Source organism: Paenibacillus agaridevorans (assembly GCF_018604145.1).
Lineage (GTDB): Bacteria > Bacillota > Bacilli > Paenibacillales > Paenibacillaceae > Pristimantibacillus > Pristimantibacillus agaridevorans.
Genome location: NZ_CP075889.1, coordinates 1,129,609 through 1,151,890 on the forward strand (window position 1 = coordinate 1,129,609; position 22,282 = coordinate 1,151,890).

Consider the following 22,282-nt stretch of genomic DNA (forward strand, 5'->3'; position numbering starts at 1 on the left):
GCAGTAACGAAGAACAAGAATAAGAGGGAGGGATAAGAATGAATATTAAACCATTAAGAAAGCGCTACCAACATGTTTTTGTCTATCTTCTTTGTTTTACGCTAGCGATGACCATTACAAGCCTTGGAGGGAAGGAAACGGCGAATGCGGCTGTTTCTCCGCTGATTACTTCTTACAAGCCGCAGGCGGTAAGTGCCAATGTATTTGCCTCCTATACGGATGCAAACGGAAACACGGTGTCGGCAACGATCCATCACCCGGGCATTGCCATGTCGCTCGCCGATCTGGACAATATGCGCGACCATGTAAGAGCAGGGGACGAGCCTTGGAATACGGCGTTCGAGGCGTTTGCCGCCGATCCGCAATCCAGACCGAATCCAAGGATCCTATATGAAGCCGGGAATGATCTGTTCGTTAATATCCGCGGACCGTGGGCCTTTACCGATGCGAACGGCAAATATTGGGCGGACCCAAGCGATTATGTGGGGACGCGCGCGAATACGGATGCTTTGGTCGCTTTCAAGCAAGCGATTATGTGGTATATAACCGGCGACGAGACGTACCGTTCCAGCGCGATGTATATCATTAGAGCATATTCCGGCATCCAGTCCGTTGCTCCTCATACGAGCTTTCGATTTGCGACGATGACATATTTGCTCGCGGCGGCTGCCGAGATTATGCGCTATTCCGATACCCAGACGGCCAGTCTGAAATGGACGGCAACCGATACTCAGAATTTGACAAACATGATGGAGCTTTGCTCGGTCACCTATAACCCTCATTCTTTCTTCATGAACCAGCATCAGTTTACGGTTATGGGAACGATGGCGCGGGCGATCTTTACCAATGACCTGGAGCTGTACGCGGAGGCAGTCGAAGCGACAATGGTGAACGCTGCGGGCGATGATGGGGGAAGGAACGGCTCGATCAAACATGAAATGCGCTGGATGAAGACGAATGAAATGACGGGAGAGCCGCTCGACCCGTCGGATTATCATGTGCAGTTAATGGAGATGGGCCGCGATGTGGGACATGCTTACGCCAATATCGCCGGACTGTCAACATTGGCGCAGACCATCTACGCTCAGGGGACAAGGGTTGACCCGGTAAATGGAACCATTTCCACTGCCGCCAATGCGGTGAATCCATTCAACTTCCTCGATGATCGACTGTTGGAAGGGACTTCGTATGCGCTGAAGTATCATCAGGGATATGATGTGCCATGGACGCCAGCAGTTGCCAACCAAAGCTATGCCGGTCAAATTTTTGAGGGGATCAATCCGGACCAAAGAGGCAGAATCGATGGGTTCAACAGCGTTCTATACAACTATTATAAATATATCGAAGGACAGGATATGACCCGGGAAAAATTCAAATACCTGGCCTATGCCTATGAAACCAGAATGCCGGAGGTGGCGGGAAAGGATTATCCGCTGGCGTCGCTGCTGTATACGCCCGATGCAGCCAAGACTGATGGGATGAGCAATCGGATCATTCTGGGGAATATAACAGGACTGACGGCAACGGCGGCTGGCTCGAATGCAATCAACATCAGGTGGACGGCCGTACCGGAAGCGCTCGGTTACAACATCTACAGATCCACGGAAGAAAACGGAACATATACCCAGATGAACAGCGCGCCGGTTACATCAACGTCTTATAGCGATACAAGCTTGACCCCCAATACGACTTACTTTTATAAGGTCCGCGTATCCGGGGGATCAACGTTTGCCAATGTATCGGCGACAACGGGGGGAGACGGCATTCCGGATTTCGATGTAATCCGTTATTCTCTTCCTGTCCATCATAAGCATCAATCCGTATTAAGGGTCATTCACCCGGACCGAAGCATTCAGGTTCTTAACAGCCAAGCGAGCTTTGCTTCTTCCGATCCGGCTGTGGCAACCGTCAATTCGGCAGGCTTGGTGACAGGAATAAGCGTGGGTACGGCTACGATTACCGCGACCTATAACGGTCAAGCTTATCAGGCAACCGTACAAGTCATCGCCGACGCCGCGTTAAAAGCCTGGTACAAATTGGACGCTACGAGCGGAGCTTCAGCCGCAGACGCATCTGGATATGGCAATCACGGGACGATGAATGGCGGTACGGCCTGGACGGCAGGCAAATTCGGCAACGCCGCGGATCTTGCGGGAAGCAGCGGCTATATCGCGCTTCCCGGCGGAGTCTCCGATGCCGACACGATCACTGTCGCGGCTTGGGTCAATTTGGATACGGCGAGCAACTGGTCACGCATTTTCGATTTTGGTTCGGGAACTTCCACTTACATGTATCTTTCGCCGAAAAACGGGGCCAATAGCAAAATCCGATTTGCGATCAAAAACAATAATTCGAGCGAGCAAATCATTGAAGGGCAGTCGGCTCTGCCTACGGGAGGCTGGCATCATGTGGCCGTCACGTTGAACGGCTCGACCGGCGCGCTCTATGTTGACGGCGTTCAAGCGGGAAGCCATGCGTCCATGACGATCAAACCGTCCGATCTGGGCGCTACGACGCAGAACTGGATCGGACGCTCCCAATTCGCCGACCCGTATCTCGATGGACGAGTGGATGATTTCAGAATCTATAACCGCGCGATAAGTTCATCGGAAGTGACGAGCGTGATGAACGGACAAACTTTGGGAACCGTAACGGCAGCACCGACAGATGTGACGGCTGCGGCTGCAGACCATAGATCGATTCACATAAGCTGGCCGGCCGTAACGGGAGCAACGGGTTACAACGTGTACATCTCCGACTCTTTGGCGGAGAATGCCGTCTATACCAAGGCGAATAATCAAGTGATTACTGGAACAACGTATACCAGCCAGGGATTGAAGCCGATAACTGCCTATCATTTCAAGGTAAAGGCAGTGAATGCAATAGGAGAATCGGACATGTCGGCCATTGCCTCCGCAACAACCGATGGCATGCCGGTCGCAGGCCTCCTATCATGGTATAAGCTTGACGAAACAACCGGAGCTTCAGCTGCAGATGCATCCGGAAGCGGGAAGCATGGGACGATGAATGGCGGTACAGCCTGGACGACGGGTAAAATCGGAGGCGCTGCGGATCTGGCAGGATCGAACGGCTATATTGCTCTTCCTGGCGGTATTGTCTCCGAGACCGACACGCTTACTATTGCCGCATGGGTGAATCTGGACGCGGCGAGCAACTGGACGCGCATATTCGATTTCGGTTCCGGAACTTCGACCAGCATGTTCCTCACGCCGAAAAACGGAGCCAATGGAAAAATTCGATTCGCGATCAAGAACAATGGTTCAAGCGAACAAATAATTGAAGGGCAATCGGCGCTGCCGACGGGAAGCTGGCATCATGTGGCCGTCACGTTAAACGGTTCGACCGGCATTCTCTATGTGGACGGCTCCCAGGTGGGAACCAATACGTCGATGACCCATAAACCGTCCGACCTGGGCGCTACCACTCAGAATTGGATCGGCCGCTCCCAGTACCCGGATCCCTATCTCGACGGACGGGTGGATGACTTCCGTATTTATGACCAAGCGCTTCCTGCCGATGAGATCGCTGCGCTTGCCGCACCCGGCATGATCGCCTGGTATAAATTCGATCAATCCAGCGGGAATACAGCGGCAGACGCTTCAGGAAATTTCAAACATGGAACGATGAATGGCGGCGCAGCCTGGACGACAGGCAAGGCTGGCAATGCAGCGGAGCTAAACGGAACAAACGGTTATATGGCCCTTCCTTCCGCTATTGTCTCCGGCGCAGACGCCATCACCATAGCGGCCTGGGCGAATCTGGATAGCATTAACAACTGGTCGCGCATTTTCGATTTCGGGTCCGGGACCGCGACCAATATGTTCCTCACGCCGAAGAACGGAGCAAACGGTAAAATCCGCTTTGCGATCAAGAAGAACGGTTCGAGCGAACAAATCATGGACGGACAGTCGGCGCTGCCTACGGGCGGCTGGCATCATGTGGCCGTCGCCTTAAGTGGCACAACGGGTACTCTCTACGTGGACGGCGTTCAAGTCGGGCAAAATACCGCGATGACTCTTAAACCGTCCGATCTGGGAGCCACCGCTCAAAACTGGATCGGACGCTCCCAGTACTCGACTAACCCTTACCTCGACGGGCGGGTGGATGACTTCCGGGTGTATAACCAAGCCCTTTCTGCCGGCGAGATTGCTGCCCTTGCAGGAAATTGATGCGGCCGTTCTTTCGTGTATGAAGCGAAGGTATGGAAAAACAACCTTTTCAGTGATATTTTGAACAGGTTCAAAAACCATCAATCGGCATTTAGACAAAACGAGAACTTGAACACTACAAAACTTGGTATTAAAGTCGAAAGGGGAAAGTCGGTTATCGTATCTGTGGGATTCAATTGTACCTGGGAAGGATGAAGCGGTTATGAATGATCATTACCATGTATTATCGAAGAAGGGAGCTTGGGGAGATCAAGGAGACGGCACCTATGTCAATCCTATCTTGCCGGGCGATTATAGCGATCCGGATGCCATTCGGGTCGGGGATAATTATTACGCCATCTCCTCTACCTTGCATTGCTCTCCCGGGATGGCGGTGCTGCATTCTACAGATCTGGTGAATTGGAGCATGATCGGACATGTTGTTCAGGATTTGACAAGCATCGGCCCGGAATATAATTACGATCGCATGAATCGTTACGGCAGAGGCGTTTGGGCCGGCGCCATTCGGTTCCACAACGATAAATATTGGGTGTATTTCTTCACGCCCGACGAAGGCTTGTTTATGAGCACGGCAGCCGATCCTGCTGGACCTTGGGAGCCGCTTCATCGGGTTTGGGAGGTGGCCGGATGGGATGACTGCTGTCCATTCTGGGACGATGACGGGCAAGGTTACCTGGTTGCCACCCATTTCGCCGATAACTACAATATTCATTTGATTAAGCTTAGCGAAGACGGCAAAGAGCTGCTGCATGACAGCGATAGAATTATCCATCAATACAAAGGGAGCGAAGCCAATAAGCTCTACAAAATAAACGGAACCTACTATTTCTTCCACAGCGAGGTGCGCGCTCGGGAAGGCGTTGAAGCCCGGGATGTCATGATGTTAAGGTCAGAGCATATTTATGGTCCTTATGAGGAGAAGGAAATTATTCATACGCACGGCAAGGAAATAGACCGGGAACCGAATCAGGGCGGACTTGTCCAGACGGTCTCCGGGGATTGGTACTTCATTAGCCATCAAGGTTCGGGCGCACACGAAGGCAGGCCGCTGCACTTGCTGCCCGTAACATGGGTGGACGGTTGGCCGATCATCGGAGAAGATACGGACGGCGATGGAGTCGGAGAGATGGTATGGGGGGGCAGGAAGCCGATTAACGGGCATCCCGCTACGGTGCTTTCCACATCCGACGATTTTGACAGAGACGATCTTAAACCTTATTGGGAATGGAACCATCAGCCAAGAGCCGATAAGTGGTCGTTAACGGAACGGCCCGGCTATTTGCGCCTGCATGCATGCGAACCAATCGACAAAGACAATTTTTTCGCCATATGCAACGTCCTTTCGCAAAGAACGTTCAGAACCGTTCATAACGAAGCAACGGCAAAACTAGAGATGGGCGGCATGGCGGACGGGCAAGAAGCGGGCCTTTGCCATTTTGCGAAAACCTATTGTACGATCGGCGTTCAACAACTGAACGGGATAAGGATTCTGAAGTTCAACAACTCGGGAACCGTCATGTGGGGCCCGAAATTAACAGGAACCGACCTTTGGTTAAGGTCGATATGGAACATGGAAGGAATCAGCCGGTTCGAATACAGCGTCGACGGGATGCAGTTCGAGAGCTTTGGAGACGCCTATCAGCTGAGTTGGGGCCATTACAGGGGAGACCGGGTCGGGGTATACAGCTTTAACACCGAGAGCGAGCAGGGTTATATCGATGTAGATCAGTTTTGTTATGACATTGGAGGAGCAAGATGAGGGCGCAAGACGCTCGAACAACATGATATGAAGGAGTGGGTAAGGAATGAGATCGCCATTATTCAGGGATCCCATCTATGACGGTGCGGCGGATCCTGTAGTCATATGGAATCGGCAGGCCAAGGAATGGTGGATGATCTATACGAACCGCCGCGCAACGCGGGATGGGCCGAGATTCGGATGGGTGCATGGCACCGATCTCGGCGTTGCTTCTTCATCGGATGGCGGATCGTCCTGGTTATATCGGGGAATTCTGGAAGGACTCGAAACGGAATGGGGCAGAAATACGTTCTGGGCGCCGGAGATCATCTGGCATGACGGGCTGTACCATATGTATGTTACTTACGTCCACGGCGTGCCCGTTGATTGGACAGGCAAGGCTCGTATCCGGCATTATACAAGCCCTGACCTGATTCGTTGGGAGTTCCGGTCCACACTTGGGATCAGCGAGGATAACGTGATCGATGCCTGCGTGTACCAGCTGCCGAACGGCATGTTCCGAATGTGGTTTAAGCAGCGGAATCATACCTATGCGGCCGAGAGCAAGGATCTGTATGAATGGCAGCCGATTGGTCCGGTGATCACCGAAAGAGGCCATGAAGGACCGAATGTTTTCCGCCTGGGCGGCTATTATTGGATGATCGTGGACGAGTGGAGAGGACAAGGCGTGTTCCGTTCCGATGATCTTACGACATGGGAGCGAAACGGTCTCATTCTCGATCAGCCTGGGAAACGCGAGGATGACGGGACGATTGGCCTTCACGCGGATGTGGTCGTGCAGGGAGAAGAAGGGTATATCTTTTATTTCACTCATCCCGGCCGAGTGAACGGGCATCATGAAGAGTCGAACAACTATGAATGGCGCCGCTCCTCCCTTCAGGCGGCCAGGCTGGAGGTTGTGGACGGAGTGCTGATCTGCGATCGCGACATGGAGTTTGAGTTGCATCTTGGAGCGGATGAGTAATAGAAGTACATTCCAATAATAGAGAAGAGGATGAGAGCCCTATGCATATTCAGTTTCAGTCCCCAGCCGTCCATTGGGTAAAGGCGCTTCCAGTTGGCAACGGAAGGTTAGGCGCGATGGTCTTCGGAGGTATTGAGAAGGAACGGATCGCTTTGAATGAAGATACGTTATGGTCGGGTTTCCCCGGGCATTGGAATAATCCGGGGGCGAAGGCGGCGCTGCCGAAAGTGCGAGAGCTCATCGCGCAAGCAAAGTATGAGGAAGCGGGACGGCTTTGCAAGGAAATGATGGGACCTGCGATTGTAGTACGATTAACGGCGGACAGGGAAGGATTCCTGAGCTTTCGTGCCAAGCTGGACAGTCCGCTTCGTTATACGTCGGCGATCACTACACGATTTCCGGCGTGGCTCCGGAGCATGTCGAACCCAATTACCGCGATGCGGAACATCCCTTGCGTTATGGCGATTATGGGACGTCGAAAGGCTTGAAGTTCCACGGGCGTCTGGCGGCCGTACATGAAGGCGGGACGATGAGGGTGGATGCGGACGGCCTGCATGTCACCGGCGCTACAGCCGCTACCTTGTTTTCTGCGCGGCGACAAGCTTTGACCACGGGCTCGGGGCGAGCAACCCCGATCGCGATCCGGGCCAAGCAACCGCATTAGGGAGTCAGGTTATATGCGAAATGGATTATACGGATATTCGAAACCGTCATGTGGACAATCATGGCAAGCTGTTCAACAGGGTATTTCCGGGTTGGCGGCGGGTATCAAGCCGTAGGCGCCGCGGCGACCATGGATCTTTCACTGATCGGCGAATTGTTCGATAACTGCATCATGGCGGCGGAACGGCTCCAGGTGGAAAGCGGCAAGCGATACGTCCTGTTAGCAGAGCTATCCAAGGCGTCGTTCGGTGATCGGAAAGGCTAACATCGCCCATAATGGAGGCGTCAAAGCGATTATAATGAGAGAGGAGAGCAATAGAATGGTTTTGTCGGAGAATGCTGAACGATTGTACAGGAAAGGGAATTATGCCCGAACCTACACAGAGGTACCGGCTACAGATCCAGGACAGGCGTGGCGGGAAGGGATGGTTAGCGGAAACGGCGAGAACGGTTATATTCTGTCGGGGTCGCCGTATTCGGAATGCATTATTTTTCAATATATGTGGTTCAACTTTCCAACCCCGGATCCGAGAGAGATACCGGAAGAATTAACGGGACAGCTTGATGATGCGAGACGGAATGTCTTCCAGCTGAACGATCAATGGAAGATTACCCATGCGGACGGAAGAACCAGAAAACGAACCTTCTTCTACGCCTATCATCCGGGACACCAGCTCAGACTGAACATGGCGAATAGAGGGACGGTTACCGAATATAAGCGATGGACGAATTATGAGACAGCCGAAACCGGCGTGCGTTATGCCGACGAATTCGGCGAGTGGATTCGGACATCGTTCACTTCCAGAGAAGATAATGTCTCGGTTACGAAAATTGAACGTTCCTCCGCCGGCGCAAAGATCAACATGACGATCTCTATCGATGACATTTCGGGCATGTACAAAGCCGGGAACGGGATGAATGAACTCCAATACAAAAAGCTGGCGGACCCGAATGCCGATTATATCGCACAGATTGCCCATTATCCATCTTATCCGGGCAGCGAGCTGAAGGACGGAGGATACGCGGGCCTTACGCGGGTTATTGTCGTGAATGGGAGCAAGAAGCGGGTGCAGCTGGCCAACACGAATGACCCTCTGAACGTAGGGGAAGTTCAAAATCCGGCTATTCAGGTAACCAGCGCCGACGCCGTCTATCTCATCACGCAATCGAACAGATCATTCGATATGGGGAATATCGAAGATTTTGCCGGAAGCATTCATTACCCTATTGTCGATGGATTGCTCCATCATACGAATGCCATAGCCGCGAAATATCAAGATTGTTCCGGTCATTTCGATTATGAGGCCGCCCTCGCGCCGCATGCCGCGAAACATGCCGAAGAATTTAATGCCGTACGATTTACGCTTGAGGGCGACGATGATTGCAAGGAAGCGGACAACGAGACGCTTATCAACGCGCAGAAGGAATCGAAATCCAGAATTAATCACGCCTTCATGGAGCAGGTTTACAACCAGGGGCGTTATGCCTTGATCTGCTGCAGCGGTTCAAGCGCGCCGCGGCTGTACGGGATGTGGACGGGGGAGTGGAACCCTGGCTGGCGTGCGATCTATACGCTTGATGCCAACGTGAATTTGCAGATTTCTCCCATGAACACGGGCCATTTCACATTCGCTCAGCTTGGATTTATCGCATTCTTCCTACGCAACACTTCGGATTTCGAATACAATGCGCGAATGTCTTATGGAATGCATGATGCGATTCAAGTGTCGGTCAACTCCGACGGCGACCGCGCGATGCAAGTGGAGTACGACAACGACTATCCCTTCCAATATTGGAATGCCGGCGCAAGCTGGTGCCTGCTTCCAATCTTCGAATATTGGCAATGTTATGGCAACCGGCAGATTTCGATCCAACCCGCTATGAGGATTCATGATCTGAAGAAGCTTCTCGGCGTAAGGGACGGGGGACTGACGAATGAGGAATTCACGCAGCTGGTCCGCAAAGGTTATCTGGATTTGGAGCAAGATATCTTGCTGCCGCTGCTTACGAAGCAGGCCAATTTCTGGGAACAGCTTTGTACGCCGGAGTACTATACGGATCCAAGCGGCAATGCTTGCTATGAGAGGGGCAAGACGCAGTTGAATCCAGGCGAAAAATATTTGTTGATCCCTACCTATTCGCCGGAGAATCACCCGATCGGCTACAACAGTACGATAACGGCCAATGCCACCATGGATATATCGGCGGCTCGGGATGGACTGAAGATGACCATCGCGATTGAAAAGGCGATTAAGCGCGAAGGATATGAAGCAGCCGTCGGCAAATGGGAGGCTCTGCTGGAGCTGCTGCCGGAATATAAGCTGGACAAGGACGGCGCGCTGCGCGAATGGGCGATGAATGAGTATGCGGAGAACAACAATCACCGCCATTTGAGCCATCTCTATCCGGCATGGCCTGCGTATGAAACGCAGAACAATATGGAATTGAGGAAGGCTGCCATTATCGCTGTAGAGAACAGGAATCAATACAATACGTCGGACGCGACAGCGGGTCACGGCTGGATGCATAAGGCCCTGGTCTGCGCCAGATTAAAGGACGGCGACGGCGTTGTCTCTTCCCTCCTGCCGATGATGACGGATTCCGGTTATTACACATCCTTGATGACAGACCATGACACAAACAGAAGAAATGACTGCTATTGTACGGATACCTTATTCGGTACGCTTGGAGCCGTGAACGAAGCATTGCTATATTCGAATACCGGGGAAATCGAAGTTCTTCCGGCACTGCCTTCCGAATGGAGATCGGGGGCGATAACTGGACTTATGGCAAGAGCCGGGGTAGAGGTTAAAGAGTTATCTTGGGACTTCAACGTCATCACCTTTACTTTGCAATCCGTGTCGGTTCATAACGGGATTAAAGTGAGAGCCGGCCTGTCCTGGATAAAAGGAATGGTCAACGGCAAGGAAGCAGAGGTTCACGGCGATGAACTTGGCAGCTATCTCCGTATTCCGCTAAGTGCAGGTAATGAGGTTAGAGTGGTATTGATTCTACCCAATAGATAACTTGCATCGAGTTATAATTAATACCTATCGTAAAATATCGTCATTTCGGCGAATAGAGTGAGGAGATAAACTAGACGGAGTAATAATGACATGGGGTGAGTTGAAGATGTATTCATGGAATGGAGATAGTCTGCTGGAGCAGTTGTACAATGAGGCTATCGAACAACATCAGAATCATAAAGCAACGGTGGGCTCGGACGAACGCAGCAGAATGTTGAAGGAAGCCTTGCAGGAGCTGATAGGCTCCTTTGCGCCAAATGCGACATTCAGGCCTAAGCTTCTGGAGCGTGTGGAGCTGGATGATTATATTCGGGAAAGGATTGAGCTTTCCGCGACGCCGGGCTTAAGCTTTGGCGCCTATATTCTTCTGCCAAAACATGCAGAAGGGGCTCTTCCTGGCGTATTGGCGTTGCATGGACACGGCTATGGCAGCCGCGAAATTGTAGGCCTCTTGCCAGATGGTTCGCCCGATAGCGGGGTGCCGGGCATCCACCAGCATTTTGCTTTGGAGCTTGCGCGTCGAGGGATGGCGGTCATTGCACCCGATGTGATCGGCTTCGGCGAGCGTCGGCTGCATGCGGATTTGGCGGTCAATCCCAATGCGCCGAGCTCTTGTTACAGATTATCGACTGAGCTTATGATGCTAGGCAAGACGTTGACGGGACTTCGAGTTGCAGAATCGCTTAGAGCTTATGCGTATCTAGCAGGTAGACCGGAAGTAGATAAAGAACGAATCGGCGTGATGGGTTTCTCCGGTGGAGGATTAATTGCTTTCATCACGTCTATTCTTAGACCAAGCATTCGTGCGACTGTGTTGACGGGCTTTACTAACACGTTTAAAGACAGTATTTTGGCTGTGCATCATTGTATTGATAATTATACGCCGGGCATTCTTCGTCATGCAGAGCTTCCTGAGCTCATCGGATTAATCGCCCCCCGTCCGTTGTTTTTGGAGTCCGGTGAGAGGGATCCGATCTTTCCTGTTGAGGGCTTTAGACGCGCAGCATCTGCCATTCACGAAATTTATGAGTCAAAAGGAGCCAGTGATCGCTTGGCTGCAGACGTTTTCCCGGGCGTTCATGAAATTAGCGGAAGGCAAGCCTACGATTGGTTAAAAGAGACACTTACCTAATAAATATCCAACGTAACATGGTCTCGTGCGCAGACCAAACCGCGATTTCTTAAGATTGTGAAATTTTAAGCTTTTGAGCGGGATGAACATGCAATATTGAGGTTTTCGTTACGATTTGGTGCTAGTCATTATTCGCGATATCTGTCATCCTTTGCAGGAAATCTATCATCCACTTAAACGATGAGAAACGAAGGCAGGGGAAGAGATGACGCAAATAATGGAGGACAAAAGACGGCTCCAAGCCTTGATAGAGCGGGCGGAAGCTATAGTAGATGCAAGAGGATGTTATTATACGGACGGTGCCAAGCTGGCAATCGACGATCTGATGCATGCGGCACGTGAAGCGTTGAAGGGCGAGAACGGCTTGCCGTTTAAACGCAATCGTGAGTTCTATGTTCCTCGTGAGGAAGAAGCAGTATTGTTCGCAACCAAGCGGTATACGATGGTGCCGCCTTTCGCCAAAGAGAGCAACGTATATACTTCGTATGGAATGGAGCCCGCTCTGGAGTGGTTCGAGGAGCAGGATCTGCTTCGCGGAGGCAAGGAGCGGCTAATTTATAAAGCGGACTTGGCATTATCGAAAGCGAATGAGCTGCTGCATAATGCCCGAATTGGCGAGGAGGTCGGTTGCCTGGACGATGAAGCTGTTCGTAAGCTTCGAGCATCCGCGGTAACCGTGGAACAACTCAAGCCATCATCGGATGACGCATTGAGCGATCATTCCAGCGAGGAGCTTGCGCTAGCCGTCGTGGACTGTTTTAATCGAATTCGCGAATGCCGCTACTCCCGCGTGCTTCGAACGGATGTGGATCCATACGCTGCACTCTATTTGACTGGCGAAGGACTCCAGCAGGTGAAAGCCGTGATCGAGTCGGATCCGTTAGTTCGAGAGCAGTATGAACGTATTGCAGGGATTGCGGGACATTTTAGCCTGGATGATCTCGAAAAAGCAGTTGTGAACATCAAGGACGGAGAATCGGATTATGACGAGCTGAACCAGCATTTTTACTTGTGGAGCTCGACGGACAAAATCGTCAATTTCCAGGCTCCGGAACATGCGGCGAAGGCGAGCATTTCATTTGTGCTTCCATCCGAGGAGAATGAAGAAGATGGTCTCGGACATGTATGGATCGATCAATTGGAAATTTTATCAGCAAGCGGGGGCAGTCTTAAGATCCGGAATGCCGGTTTCGACGAGGGCTCAGACAGTCCCGACTTCTGGATTCCGGAAGCGCGCAAGGGAAATCCTCGCATGCGATGGGAAAGCGAATATCCATATTGCGGCGGTGGCGATCGGAAACGGCTGGAGCCGGCTAATCCATCATCGCAGGTTGCGACGAAACGCAAAGAAGGCGTTCGTAACCATTCGCTCTATCTCTGCAATCCAACCCGTGAGGACGAGGCAGCCTGGACCTGCATCGAACCGTTTGATGTCGAAAGCGGAGTCGGGTACACGCTAACCTTCCAAGCCAAATTGGATGGCAAGCTGAAAGCGGGTTTAAAGACGGTTGTTACGTACTATAACGAATCTGGAGCGCCGATCGGAGAATATACGTATCTGTTTAATCGTAAATCGTCTATCCCGGGAGGACGCTTCCAGCTTGCGATGCAGTGCGACGCCATTCAATATGTCCTGACGGGCGAGATCGAGTATGCCATGAAAGTCAAATATGCGCTACTATACATTCTTCATGATTTCAGCCAAGGAGCAGAGCATTGGATGGTCACCAATCTGCGTCCCGAAGGCAGCGACAGCTACGGTGCGGTACAAGGCGGAAGGTTGCTCAGCAGTGCCGCTATCAGCTACTCGATGATTAAGCAGGCGCAAGTATTTTCGGGCGAGGAGAAGCGACAATTTTACGCACTGGTCGAATATTTGCTCCGATACATGCTGGATTTGAGGGATCGAACAGAGTGGACGCCGAGAGAGGCGCAGGAAGGCTGCAGCAATTGGCAAACAGACATGTGCGCGGGTACCGGCCTTATGATGATGGCGCTGACCGATTTCCCGAATCGCCATACCTGGCTGTATAATGCGGACGCTATTCTAAGGGCGCAGCTGGAGTTGAACGTGAATCCGGATTCATCTTGGCCAGAGTCGATTCGTTACCATCATGCGGCATTGGAGCGGTTCGCTGGATATGCGAAGGCGGCGCACAATGTGCTCGGAGATGATTGGTTCGAGACAACGCCGCTCGCACGTATGTTCGGATTTAGTATCGAGATGCAAACGCCGGGCTACGAATACTTCGGCGGAAGGATCGGCACGCCGCCATTCGGCGATCATGCGCTGGGGGGTGGCAGCGAATTTGGCAGCTTTGCTACTTATTTGTCGGATGTCGCCAAGGTCGATCGCAAGCTGGCGGATCGGATGTACCATACGTGGACGGCAGCCGGCAAGCCGTTTAAGAAGCTATGGGGAGAAGGCATCGTGCTGGAAAACCTGCTTGGCCAAGGCGATAATTATGTGCCTACAACGCCGCTAGAGCTGAGCTCGACAGCTAGCTTTCCGGATGCCGGCATTTATATTTTCCGCAATGAAACCGGAGATTCGAAGCAAAGCTACTTTGGGATCATGTCCAGTCCCGGTCCGATCGCGCACGGGCATCTGGATCAAGGTGCCTTTGTCATCTACAAAAACAATATCCCGCTAGTCATGGATTCGGGAATCGAAGGTTACTTCGACAGCGGCACAAGCTGGCATATTAGCTCCTACTCCCATGCCTGTCTGCAATTTGCGACCCGTCAAACCGTTATCCCAAGCCATAACTCTGGCGCGATAAATCTGTCGGCGGGAACGTACAGTTTGGAGCGAGGCTGGGTTGATGTACCGAGAACGAGTAAAGTGCTGGAAGTGCAATTAGGCGAGGATCTGGAAAGGATTACGATCGAAATAGCTAATCCCGAAGGACAGGGCCGGCATATTCGTCATGTCACGTACGTGAAGCAAGCGGATCTGTACGTCATCCGGGATACGGTCGAGGATTTCACGGGATTGGTTCAATTTACGATTCCTGTTGCATCCAAACAAACCAAAGTGGAGGGCAGCGCCTTGCTTTCGGAAGGCGTATACGGAGTTGATCTCGAAACGGTGTTTATTCGCCCGTTGCAGTCGATCAAGGTGGAGAAGGGGCGGTCAACGCCGTTCTTTGACAGCGGAGACGATGGTGTCACCATGATGGAGTATATTCGTGCCGTTGCGGATGCGGGCGAGGGATTTTTGACGGTGCTGTATCCTAAGGAACGCGGACAACAAAAGCTGCGGACGAAGACGGATCAAGACGGAACGATCATTCTGCATGCCGGGAAGTTGAGTTACGAGCTGAAAGCCGCACCAGAACAATACGGTGTCGTAGTAAGCCAAACTGAACGCGAAGGAGCGGAACAACGATGAATGCACAGATTGATTTGCTCAAGGAATGGAAGCTATCGGGAAGACCGGCGGATGAAAAATATAGCTTGACACAAAAACTCGTCATCTCTTATCCTGCCGCGGGCGATGCGGGAGGGTGGTATCCGATCGGGTTCGAACGGGGGCATCATGCGGCGCAGGATGCGATGGGCTGGCACGGCTTAATTCTGAAGCTTTATTGCGTTGACGATTCGACCGAAGTGAGTGTTCAAGCCAATTTTGCGGATCATATTCCCGTGAAAGCCGGAATCGCAGTCGCCGGAGCTGGCATACACGAGGCGAGGGTAAGATTGGAGGACTTCGAAATCGAGACCGCAAAGGCTAACATCTGGCGGTTTCTGCAAAGCTTCGAGCTGCAAGGCAATGCCGAGCTTCTTACCGCGAAGCTCGTACGGGGAGAGAGACTGTATGTACACGCCGACGTGAGGGGCAAGTCCGGCGAAGCCGGAGAGGTGGTTTCCTACACGATGTCGGTGTACAACTGCACGGACAGTCGGCAGCGCGTGTCGGTAAAGCAGCGGTTTGAAGGCTGGGAGTCGCTCTTAGCGGAGCTGTCGCCGAAGGAATTCGACCTCGCGCCGTACGCCAGTCAGGAGGTAACGGCCGTCTTTAAGATGCATGAATCCGTGGTGCCTGGAGGTCACGAAAGTACCTTGCTGCGTTTTATAGGCAACGGGGACGGTACCAGCGCTGCCGAGATCGAGCTTAAGACGCTTCGAAGACTTGCTCATCCGTATATTTACTGGTCGAAGGAGCAGTGGGCGGAGCGCAAGAGGCTGATCGATCGTCACGATTGCTTCCAGCCTGGATATGAGCGCCTCCTTCAAGATGCGGCGGCATGGGAAGTTAAGCCGCCAGTGCCAGTCGATGAGCGGGACTATTGCTATGACACGCAAGAAGAGCATTTCATCATGTCCGCTGCTTACGCTTACGCGCTGACCGGCGAGAAACATTATGCGGAGAAAGTGGCGCAATTTTTCCGTTACTTCATCAACGAAGAAAACGGATATCCGAAGAAAAAAAAGGGCTGCAGCCAAAGCTATGTCCAGGAAGGACATTTTTTTCAGCATCTCGCGATTCCGTATGACATCATCTTCGATGCTGGCGTGTTGACGCCGGGGGAGCACCAAGGGATCGAGAAATGCTTCCGGATTTATATGGATATTCTAGACCATCATATCCATAGCGGTCATATATCCAACTGGCTGCTATCCGAAATAACCGGCGCGTTTTATTGCGCATTAGCCATTCAGGACATGGAGAGAGCGCTTCGCTTTGTATTCGGGCCCGGAGGATCAATCGAGCAGCTGCGATATGGTCTGTTCAATGATGGCTGGTGGCATGAGTGCTCGGTCAGCTACAATACCTGGGTATCGTCGATGTATATCCATACGGCCCATGCGCTCCTGCCGTTTGGCATCAATATCGTCCATACGCATTTCCCTGCGCCGTTTAACGACGAGGTGAACAGCACGTACAACGGAGAGGATGCCCGTTTCCGTTTTGGGATGTACAACAAACGTTGGGGCGGCAATAGTAAAAGTTATATCCGCATTAAGGATATGTTCGATGCTACGATCCCGTTTTTGGACTACCGGGGAGTACTGTTCGGCATCAGCGATTCGGAGGAGCGGAAGCTGGAGGGCGTACATTTTGGGTCAACCTACGATTTGGCTTATTTCTATTACAAAGATCCCGAATACGTACCGGTTATCAAAATGAATAACGTAGTCGACCCCATCTTTGGCCATGCGGAATTGCCCGACGTTCGTTCTTCTTATGTGACAAGCAACGCCTATTCCGATAATGTAGGCGTCGCAATGCTGCGAAGCCAGACTGAGGGAAGGGAGCAGCAGGAGCGAATCCAAGCGGTGCTCCGATACGGCTCCCATGGCTACGCGCACGGTCATTTTGACCGGACAGGGCTGTTATCCGTCATGCGTTACGGCCGAAGCTTCTTTAATCCTGAGCATGTATGGTGGGGTTATCATCATTTCATGTACAAATTTTACGTGCAAAACTCGATGACCAAAAACATGGTCGTCGTCGACGGGAAAGTGCAGGTGCCAGCCGATTCCAGACGTACGTTGTTCTATAGCGGAAACGCTATACAAGCAGTGGGGGTGGAGACGACCGCAAAGTGGGCATATCCTCCATATGGCGGCATGATCTATCGAGACGACGAGACGCTGGAGGAGCGCTGCGCGATGAATGCCAGCATATTGCCCGAAGCGCCGGCCGGGGCGATATACGGGGAACTGTCGGATTATACGGAGCCTGTTCGTCAGAAGCGGGTGATGGGGATAACGGATGATTTTATCGTTATGTTCGATTATGTGGAAGGAGAGCGTGAGCATCAGTTCGATTGCCTGTTCCAAATCAAAGGTTTCCAAGCTCTGCGGGCCGAGAGCTTAACTAAAACGAAACATACGAGCCAGCTGACGGATAATCCCATGTCGGATGCGCAGTTTATTACGGATTGCCATTGGTATGAGGTCGATGGAGCAAGCTTTGCCAGCTTCAAGACCCTATACGGCGAAGGTGAGGATCTGCGGGGAACAAGAACGTCTTACAATCGTCCCGGCCTGCTCAAAATGGATGTTCATGCGGCATGGCCACAGCATACCGAACAATTTATTGGGCGGGCGGCGGAGTATCACGGCATTACGATACCAATGGCGTACAAGGTCGAGGCGGACGGAGAAGTCCTTTCGGAAGGCGCTTTTGGTGCATGGCTGTTAGGAGAAGGCAAGGTCGATCTGGCAATCGCCGAAGGCGTCCAAACCTTGACCTTACGTGTGAAAAATGATCCGATTTATACCGAGCAAAAATATCCGCTGCGGACAAAGCAAGGTTTGTTCTGGGGCGAGGCTTACATCGTAACAGCGGATGGAAAGAGACTGACACTGAGTGAATTGTCGCCTGTATATAACAATGTGGACAGTGGCTTCGGCATCGGCAAGGATTACGAGAATGGACGTGTAACGATCGTGGGCAACGAATATCCGGGAGCGATACCGACAAGCCCGATCGATCATGATCAAGAAGCGGTAATAAGCGTCAATTTGGAAGGTCTGCAGGCCGTTCGCTTCATAGGATTGATCGGAGCGGATGCGTTCCCGGGCGATGAAGCCCAGAGACGTATGACATACGGTATTCGGACGCAAGGCATGGTTGGACGGTTCGTTACAATCGTAGAGCCTTACGAGGGAGATCGCGTGATCCGCTCCGTGCAAGCTTTGGACGCGAATACGGTTCGAGTCGAGCTCATAGATGGCAGACTGCAAGAAATAGTTGTGAACGACATCGATTCCGATAGCGCGTCATTATGCTTACGCGAATATCGCAACGGCAGCTTCATTCGTGAGGAACGGGCTGCAAATTCATAATACAAAGGCAAGCAAAGAGGTATGAATATCCGTTTCATGCCTTTTTTGCTGTCATGTAAATGACTTCTTAAAAAAGCGTACTTAAAACTTAAAAAAGCGCATACCAAGCCGTTAGAGTCTATCCCTATAATTTAAGTTACAAACTCACATAGACAACAGTAGATTACAACTTTGAAATGAGGAAAGGTCAAATGAGCACGCTGCGTTATTTTGTGTTGAAAAAGAGTCTGCTGATCCGAATTATTTTATCTTATTTAATCGTAGGCATTTTAATCATTGCGGCGTTAACGCTTGCGATTACATCCAAAGTATCTGAAAGCTTGAAGAATGAATGGACGGAATCAACGGATCGTTCGTTGGAGCAATCCTACAATACCGCAAACATATTATTGAATTCGACTTACCAACAATTTGGAAACGCTTTCGATTCCGCGGACATTCAAGCCGGCTTTTACGCTAACGAGTTCGATACGGGATTGATGGGGCGAATCGGGAACAAATTGACTGAACTGGCTAATACCAATCCGATGGTGCATTCGGTATATGTGGTTAATACGCGGCATGAGCTGGTGTTTTCTTCTCTCACGACGGTAAGAACTTTTGACGAATTTTATGACCGGCAAATCCTGCAACTGCTTGAAAATTCCGGTGCTATGCGCGGAAGCATTTTCATCCCGCGGCATACTTCCTTTGTCTCGGATACGAAATCATTTAGCGGGAATTTAATTAGCGTCGCTTATTCAAGCGCGAGAGACGAAAAAGCGACAAATGGGGCAATGATTCTGAATTTGGATCAGCAAGTGCTGCAGCATATGATGATGAACGGCGCGGGAAGCAACTCGTTCCAATCGATGATTCTCAACAGGCAAGGAGTCGTCATCTCCCATTCGGACCTCTCGAAGATCAACTCGAATTTGTCAGAGCTGGATGTCGTTCAGCGGATTTTGCAATCCGAATCGCCGCGAGGCGTCGTCGAGACGGAGTTGGACGGCACCGAACATCGGCTGTTCTATATCAAATCCGAAAGTCTGGGCTGGGTATTCATCGGCGATATTAACTATCAGTCCTTGCTAAGCAAGGTGAATACTATGAGACAGTACATCCTTGCCGTTACGGCCGTGATCTTGATTGTCGTGGGGATAAGCGGATTTTTTTTCACTCGCATGATCTACGGTCCGATTCATCGACTCATCAAAAATGTTGCGGGAATGCGGGGCTCTGAAGCGAACAACGAGCCGATCAGCGAATTCGACATGCTTACAGGAGCTTTCCGTCACTTGGAACGAGAGATTCAAGACTTACAGAGCAGCATGACGGCTTACAGGCATACGGAGCAAAGGGAAGTTTTGCGGTTATTAACGACAGGAGGCTGGATCAGCGATTCGGATATAGAGAGGAGGCTGTCAAAGATCGGCATGTCACTTCCAGCCGAGGGCTTCCAGGTGTGTATGCTGCGTCTGGATGCTTTCGGGGAGCTTGAAGAGACATACAGTCCTAACGATTTATCCTTGTTAAAATACGCTATTTCTAACGTTGCCGATGAAATTTGCTCTGCACATTTTCCAGCTTTCAGCTTTGATGGAGAGGAAGATCGGATCGTCATTTTGATCTTGAAGCCACAAGGCTCGGAGGAGCTGGTCAAACAGATTCTTATGGATATACAAGACAATACGGAAAAATTTTTGAAGATGTCTGTTTCCGCTTTTATAGGCTCACATGGGGGCGATCTGCGAAGCATACCCCTATCCTGGCAGTCGGCTTATAATGTGTCGCGATATCGCCTGGCATTTGGTCCCGGATGTTTAATCGCCACTGAAATCGAGTATAGCCGTGAGCCGATCTCCGATACTCTGTCCGCCACGATGGAGAAGCAAGTGTCCGAAAGCATGAAGGTTGGAGACTTATCGAAAACCATCTATTCTCTCCAGGAGTATTTTGCACTGCTACGCAAGGCACCTTTTGATGAAATGATGATTTTGTTGAACCAGCTGTTGTTTACCGTGACCCGTACCGCTAAAGCGATGGCAACTGGAGACCGCAGCGGCCTTAGTACGGATATCGGCGCTTTGGGACAGCAATTGTACAAGTGCGAGACGCTCGATCAAGCGGAGGAATGGTTCGTTGGACTCAGTGAAATGGCGATCAGCATGCGAGATAAGCAGTCCTCGCAAAAAAACGTCATGATCGTGGAGAAGCTAAGAGAACACATTCATCAATCGTATATGGATCCGAATCTGACGATCGAGAAGCTAACGGAAGTGGCAGGTCTATCCGTCAACTATACAAGAAAGATTTTTAAAGATATCGCATGTGTTTCTTTAAACCAATACCTGAGCGATTATCGATTCGAGAAAGCGAAAGCGCTGTTGCTGACAACGGATTTACCGGCAAACCGAATAGGGGAGATGGTCGGGATCGACAATACAAAGTATTTTTACATCTCGTTTAAAAAGTACAGTGGAAAAACACCGGATCACTTCCGAAAAAGCAGTGATGATCGGGATGTTCTGAACTAAATAGAGAATGAACAAGCCCCCTTCTTCATCTGAAAGGGGGTTGTTTGTTCAATTATAGGAAAGTATAAAGGACGGCGACAGCCGTTTCAGCTTGTCATTCTGGCATTTTTTAAACGGATCATCGTATTTTAAACCCTATCCTTTCTTTGATTTTAGGCTTTTTCATCGATTTTTGAGGTTTAGCGAATGACTAAGACAAGATAGAGTGATGACATGACAACAGCAAAGAGATTGAAGGAGGATCTACATGAGCCACACCACTGCAAGCCTAACCGAGCAGCCTTTCCCGAAAAGCAGGAATCGAGGGAAGCTCGGAGCATTCTTTTTTGAACTATTAAAAAACAAATTTTTATATCTTCTCGCATTGCCGGCAATGATTTGGTTTTTTGTTTTTGCTTACTTGCCAATGGGCGGGATTGTCATCGCGTTCCAAGATTTTAAGGCAATGAAGGGAATCACCGGCAGTGAATTCATCGGACTCAAAAACTTTCAGTTTTTCTTCCGATCGAGCGACTGGATTCAAATTGTGACCAATACGCTGTTTTTGAACATTTTATTTATCGTTTTTAATACGCTTGCAGCCGTGGTCATTGCCATAATGGTTACGGAAATGGGTGGCAAGTGGTACAAGAAGATTACTCAATCCGTCATGATCTTTCCGCATTTTCTGTCCTGGACAGTCGTAGCGATGTTCGTGATGGCATTCGTTGCAACGGATGGCGGCTTTATCAATCAGATCTTGTCCGTGTTCGGAAGCGGCCCTATTCAATTTTTGTCGTCGCCGGGCTATTGGCCTCTTATTCTTGTATTGCTTAAGATATGGCATGGAGCTGGCTTTGGCTCAATTATTTATATGGCTACGATCTCGGGAATTAATCCGGATATTTACGAATCTGCTTCGATGGATGGAGCTAGCCGCTTCCAAAAGATTCGTTATATTACATTGCCTCTGATCAAGCCTACTGTTATTTTGCTAACGATACTGGCGGTTGGCGGCATCTTTAACGGGGACTTCGGTATGATTTATGCGATTATCGGACGCAATCCATTGCTCTATCCAACGACGGATGTCATCGATACGTATCTATTTCGTGCAATGATGGATCTTGGCGATATGAGCATGTCGGCTGCGATCGGCTTCATGCAATCGTTGATTGGATTTATCCTCGTATTGACCGTCAACTATATCGCCAAAAAAACCGCACCAGAATCTGCTATTTTCTAGATAAGG

General features: G+C 50.8%; 12 protein-coding genes. All 12 read left to right on the top strand.

Annotated elements, in window-relative coordinates; translation table 11 throughout:
• Positions 1 to 38 precede the first annotated feature (38 nt).
• Positions 39 to 4,190 (top strand): LamG-like jellyroll fold domain-containing protein, encoded by a 4,152-nt coding sequence (locus KJW29_RS04495; protein ID WP_214628899.1) that lies wholly within the window; start codon positions 39 to 41, stop codon positions 4,188 to 4,190.
• A gap of 202 nt (positions 4,191 to 4,392) precedes the next feature.
• On the top strand, positions 4,393 to 5,949 hold the full coding sequence (locus tag KJW29_RS04500; protein ID WP_214628900.1) for a glycoside hydrolase family 43 protein: 1,557 nt from the start codon (positions 4,393 to 4,395) through the stop codon (positions 5,947 to 5,949).
• A 46-nt stretch (positions 5,950 to 5,995) separates the two neighbouring features.
• On the top strand, positions 5,996 to 6,913 hold the full coding sequence (locus KJW29_RS04505) for a glycoside hydrolase family protein (protein ID WP_214628901.1): 918 nt from the start codon (positions 5,996 to 5,998) through the stop codon (positions 6,911 to 6,913).
• Positions 6,914 to 6,954: 41 nt separating this feature from the next.
• On the top strand, positions 6,955 to 7,401 hold the full coding sequence (locus tag KJW29_RS35950; protein WP_246608580.1) for a glycoside hydrolase N-terminal domain-containing protein: 447 nt from the start codon (positions 6,955 to 6,957) through the stop codon (positions 7,399 to 7,401).
• Complete coding sequence (locus tag KJW29_RS35955) at positions 7,398 to 7,577, top strand: hypothetical protein (RefSeq protein ID WP_246608581.1); 180 nt, start codon at positions 7,398 to 7,400, stop codon at positions 7,575 to 7,577. Before KJW29_RS35950 ends, KJW29_RS35955 begins: the two co-directional genes overlap by 4 nt.
• A gap of 60 nt (positions 7,578 to 7,637) precedes the next feature.
• Entirely contained in the window at positions 7,638 to 7,841 is a 204-nt protein-coding gene (locus KJW29_RS35960; protein WP_246608582.1) for a hypothetical protein, read from the top strand.
• Entirely contained in the window at positions 7,825 to 10,602 is a 2,778-nt protein-coding gene (locus tag KJW29_RS04515; protein ID WP_246608583.1) for a glycosyl hydrolase family 95 catalytic domain-containing protein, read from the top strand. The genes KJW29_RS35960 and KJW29_RS04515 overlap by 17 nt, the downstream gene beginning before the upstream one ends.
• Positions 10,603 to 10,708: 106 nt before the next feature.
• Positions 10,709 to 11,734 (top strand): dienelactone hydrolase family protein, encoded by a 1,026-nt coding sequence (locus tag KJW29_RS04520; protein ID WP_214628902.1) that lies wholly within the window; start codon positions 10,709 to 10,711, stop codon positions 11,732 to 11,734.
• A gap of 205 nt (positions 11,735 to 11,939) precedes the next feature.
• Positions 11,940 to 15,128 (top strand): heparinase II/III domain-containing protein, encoded by a 3,189-nt coding sequence (locus KJW29_RS04525; RefSeq protein WP_214628903.1) that lies wholly within the window; start codon positions 11,940 to 11,942, stop codon positions 15,126 to 15,128.
• Entirely contained in the window at positions 15,125 to 18,535 is a 3,411-nt protein-coding gene (locus KJW29_RS04530) for a COG1470 family protein (RefSeq protein ID WP_214628904.1), read from the top strand. Before KJW29_RS04525 ends, KJW29_RS04530 begins: the two co-directional genes overlap by 4 nt.
• Positions 18,536 to 18,726: 191 nt before the next feature.
• Complete coding sequence (locus tag KJW29_RS04535) at positions 18,727 to 21,051, top strand: AraC family transcriptional regulator (RefSeq protein WP_214628905.1); 2,325 nt, start codon at positions 18,727 to 18,729, stop codon at positions 21,049 to 21,051.
• 247 nt (positions 21,052 to 21,298) lie between these two features.
• Positions 21,299 to 22,276 carry an ABC transporter permease gene (locus KJW29_RS04540; RefSeq protein WP_214628906.1) on the top strand — a complete coding sequence of 326 codons (978 nt, stop codon included), beginning with the start codon at positions 21,299 to 21,301 and terminating at the stop codon, positions 22,274 to 22,276.
• Positions 22,277 to 22,282: the final 6 nt, after the last annotated feature.

Coding starts and splice junctions, on each gene's coding strand:
- KJW29_RS04495 (WP_214628899.1), top strand. CDS start 39: ATGAATATTAAACCATTAAGAAAGCGCTACCAACATGTTTTTGTCTAT.
- KJW29_RS04500 (WP_214628900.1), top strand. CDS start 4,393: ATGAATGATCATTACCATGTATTATCGAAGAAGGGAGCTTGGGGAGAT.
- KJW29_RS04505 (WP_214628901.1), top strand. CDS start 5,996: ATGAGATCGCCATTATTCAGGGATCCCATCTATGACGGTGCGGCGGAT.
- KJW29_RS35950 (WP_246608580.1), top strand. CDS start 6,955: ATGCATATTCAGTTTCAGTCCCCAGCCGTCCATTGGGTAAAGGCGCTT.
- KJW29_RS35960 (WP_246608582.1), top strand. CDS start 7,638: ATGGCAAGCTGTTCAACAGGGTATTTCCGGGTTGGCGGCGGGTATCAA.
- KJW29_RS04520 (WP_214628902.1), top strand. CDS start 10,709: ATGTATTCATGGAATGGAGATAGTCTGCTGGAGCAGTTGTACAATGAG.
- KJW29_RS04525 (WP_214628903.1), top strand. CDS start 11,940: ATGACGCAAATAATGGAGGACAAAAGACGGCTCCAAGCCTTGATAGAG.
- KJW29_RS04530 (WP_214628904.1), top strand. CDS start 15,125: ATGAATGCACAGATTGATTTGCTCAAGGAATGGAAGCTATCGGGAAGA.
- KJW29_RS04535 (WP_214628905.1), top strand. CDS start 18,727: ATGAGCACGCTGCGTTATTTTGTGTTGAAAAAGAGTCTGCTGATCCGA.
- KJW29_RS04540 (WP_214628906.1), top strand. CDS start 21,299: ATGAGCCACACCACTGCAAGCCTAACCGAGCAGCCTTTCCCGAAAAGC.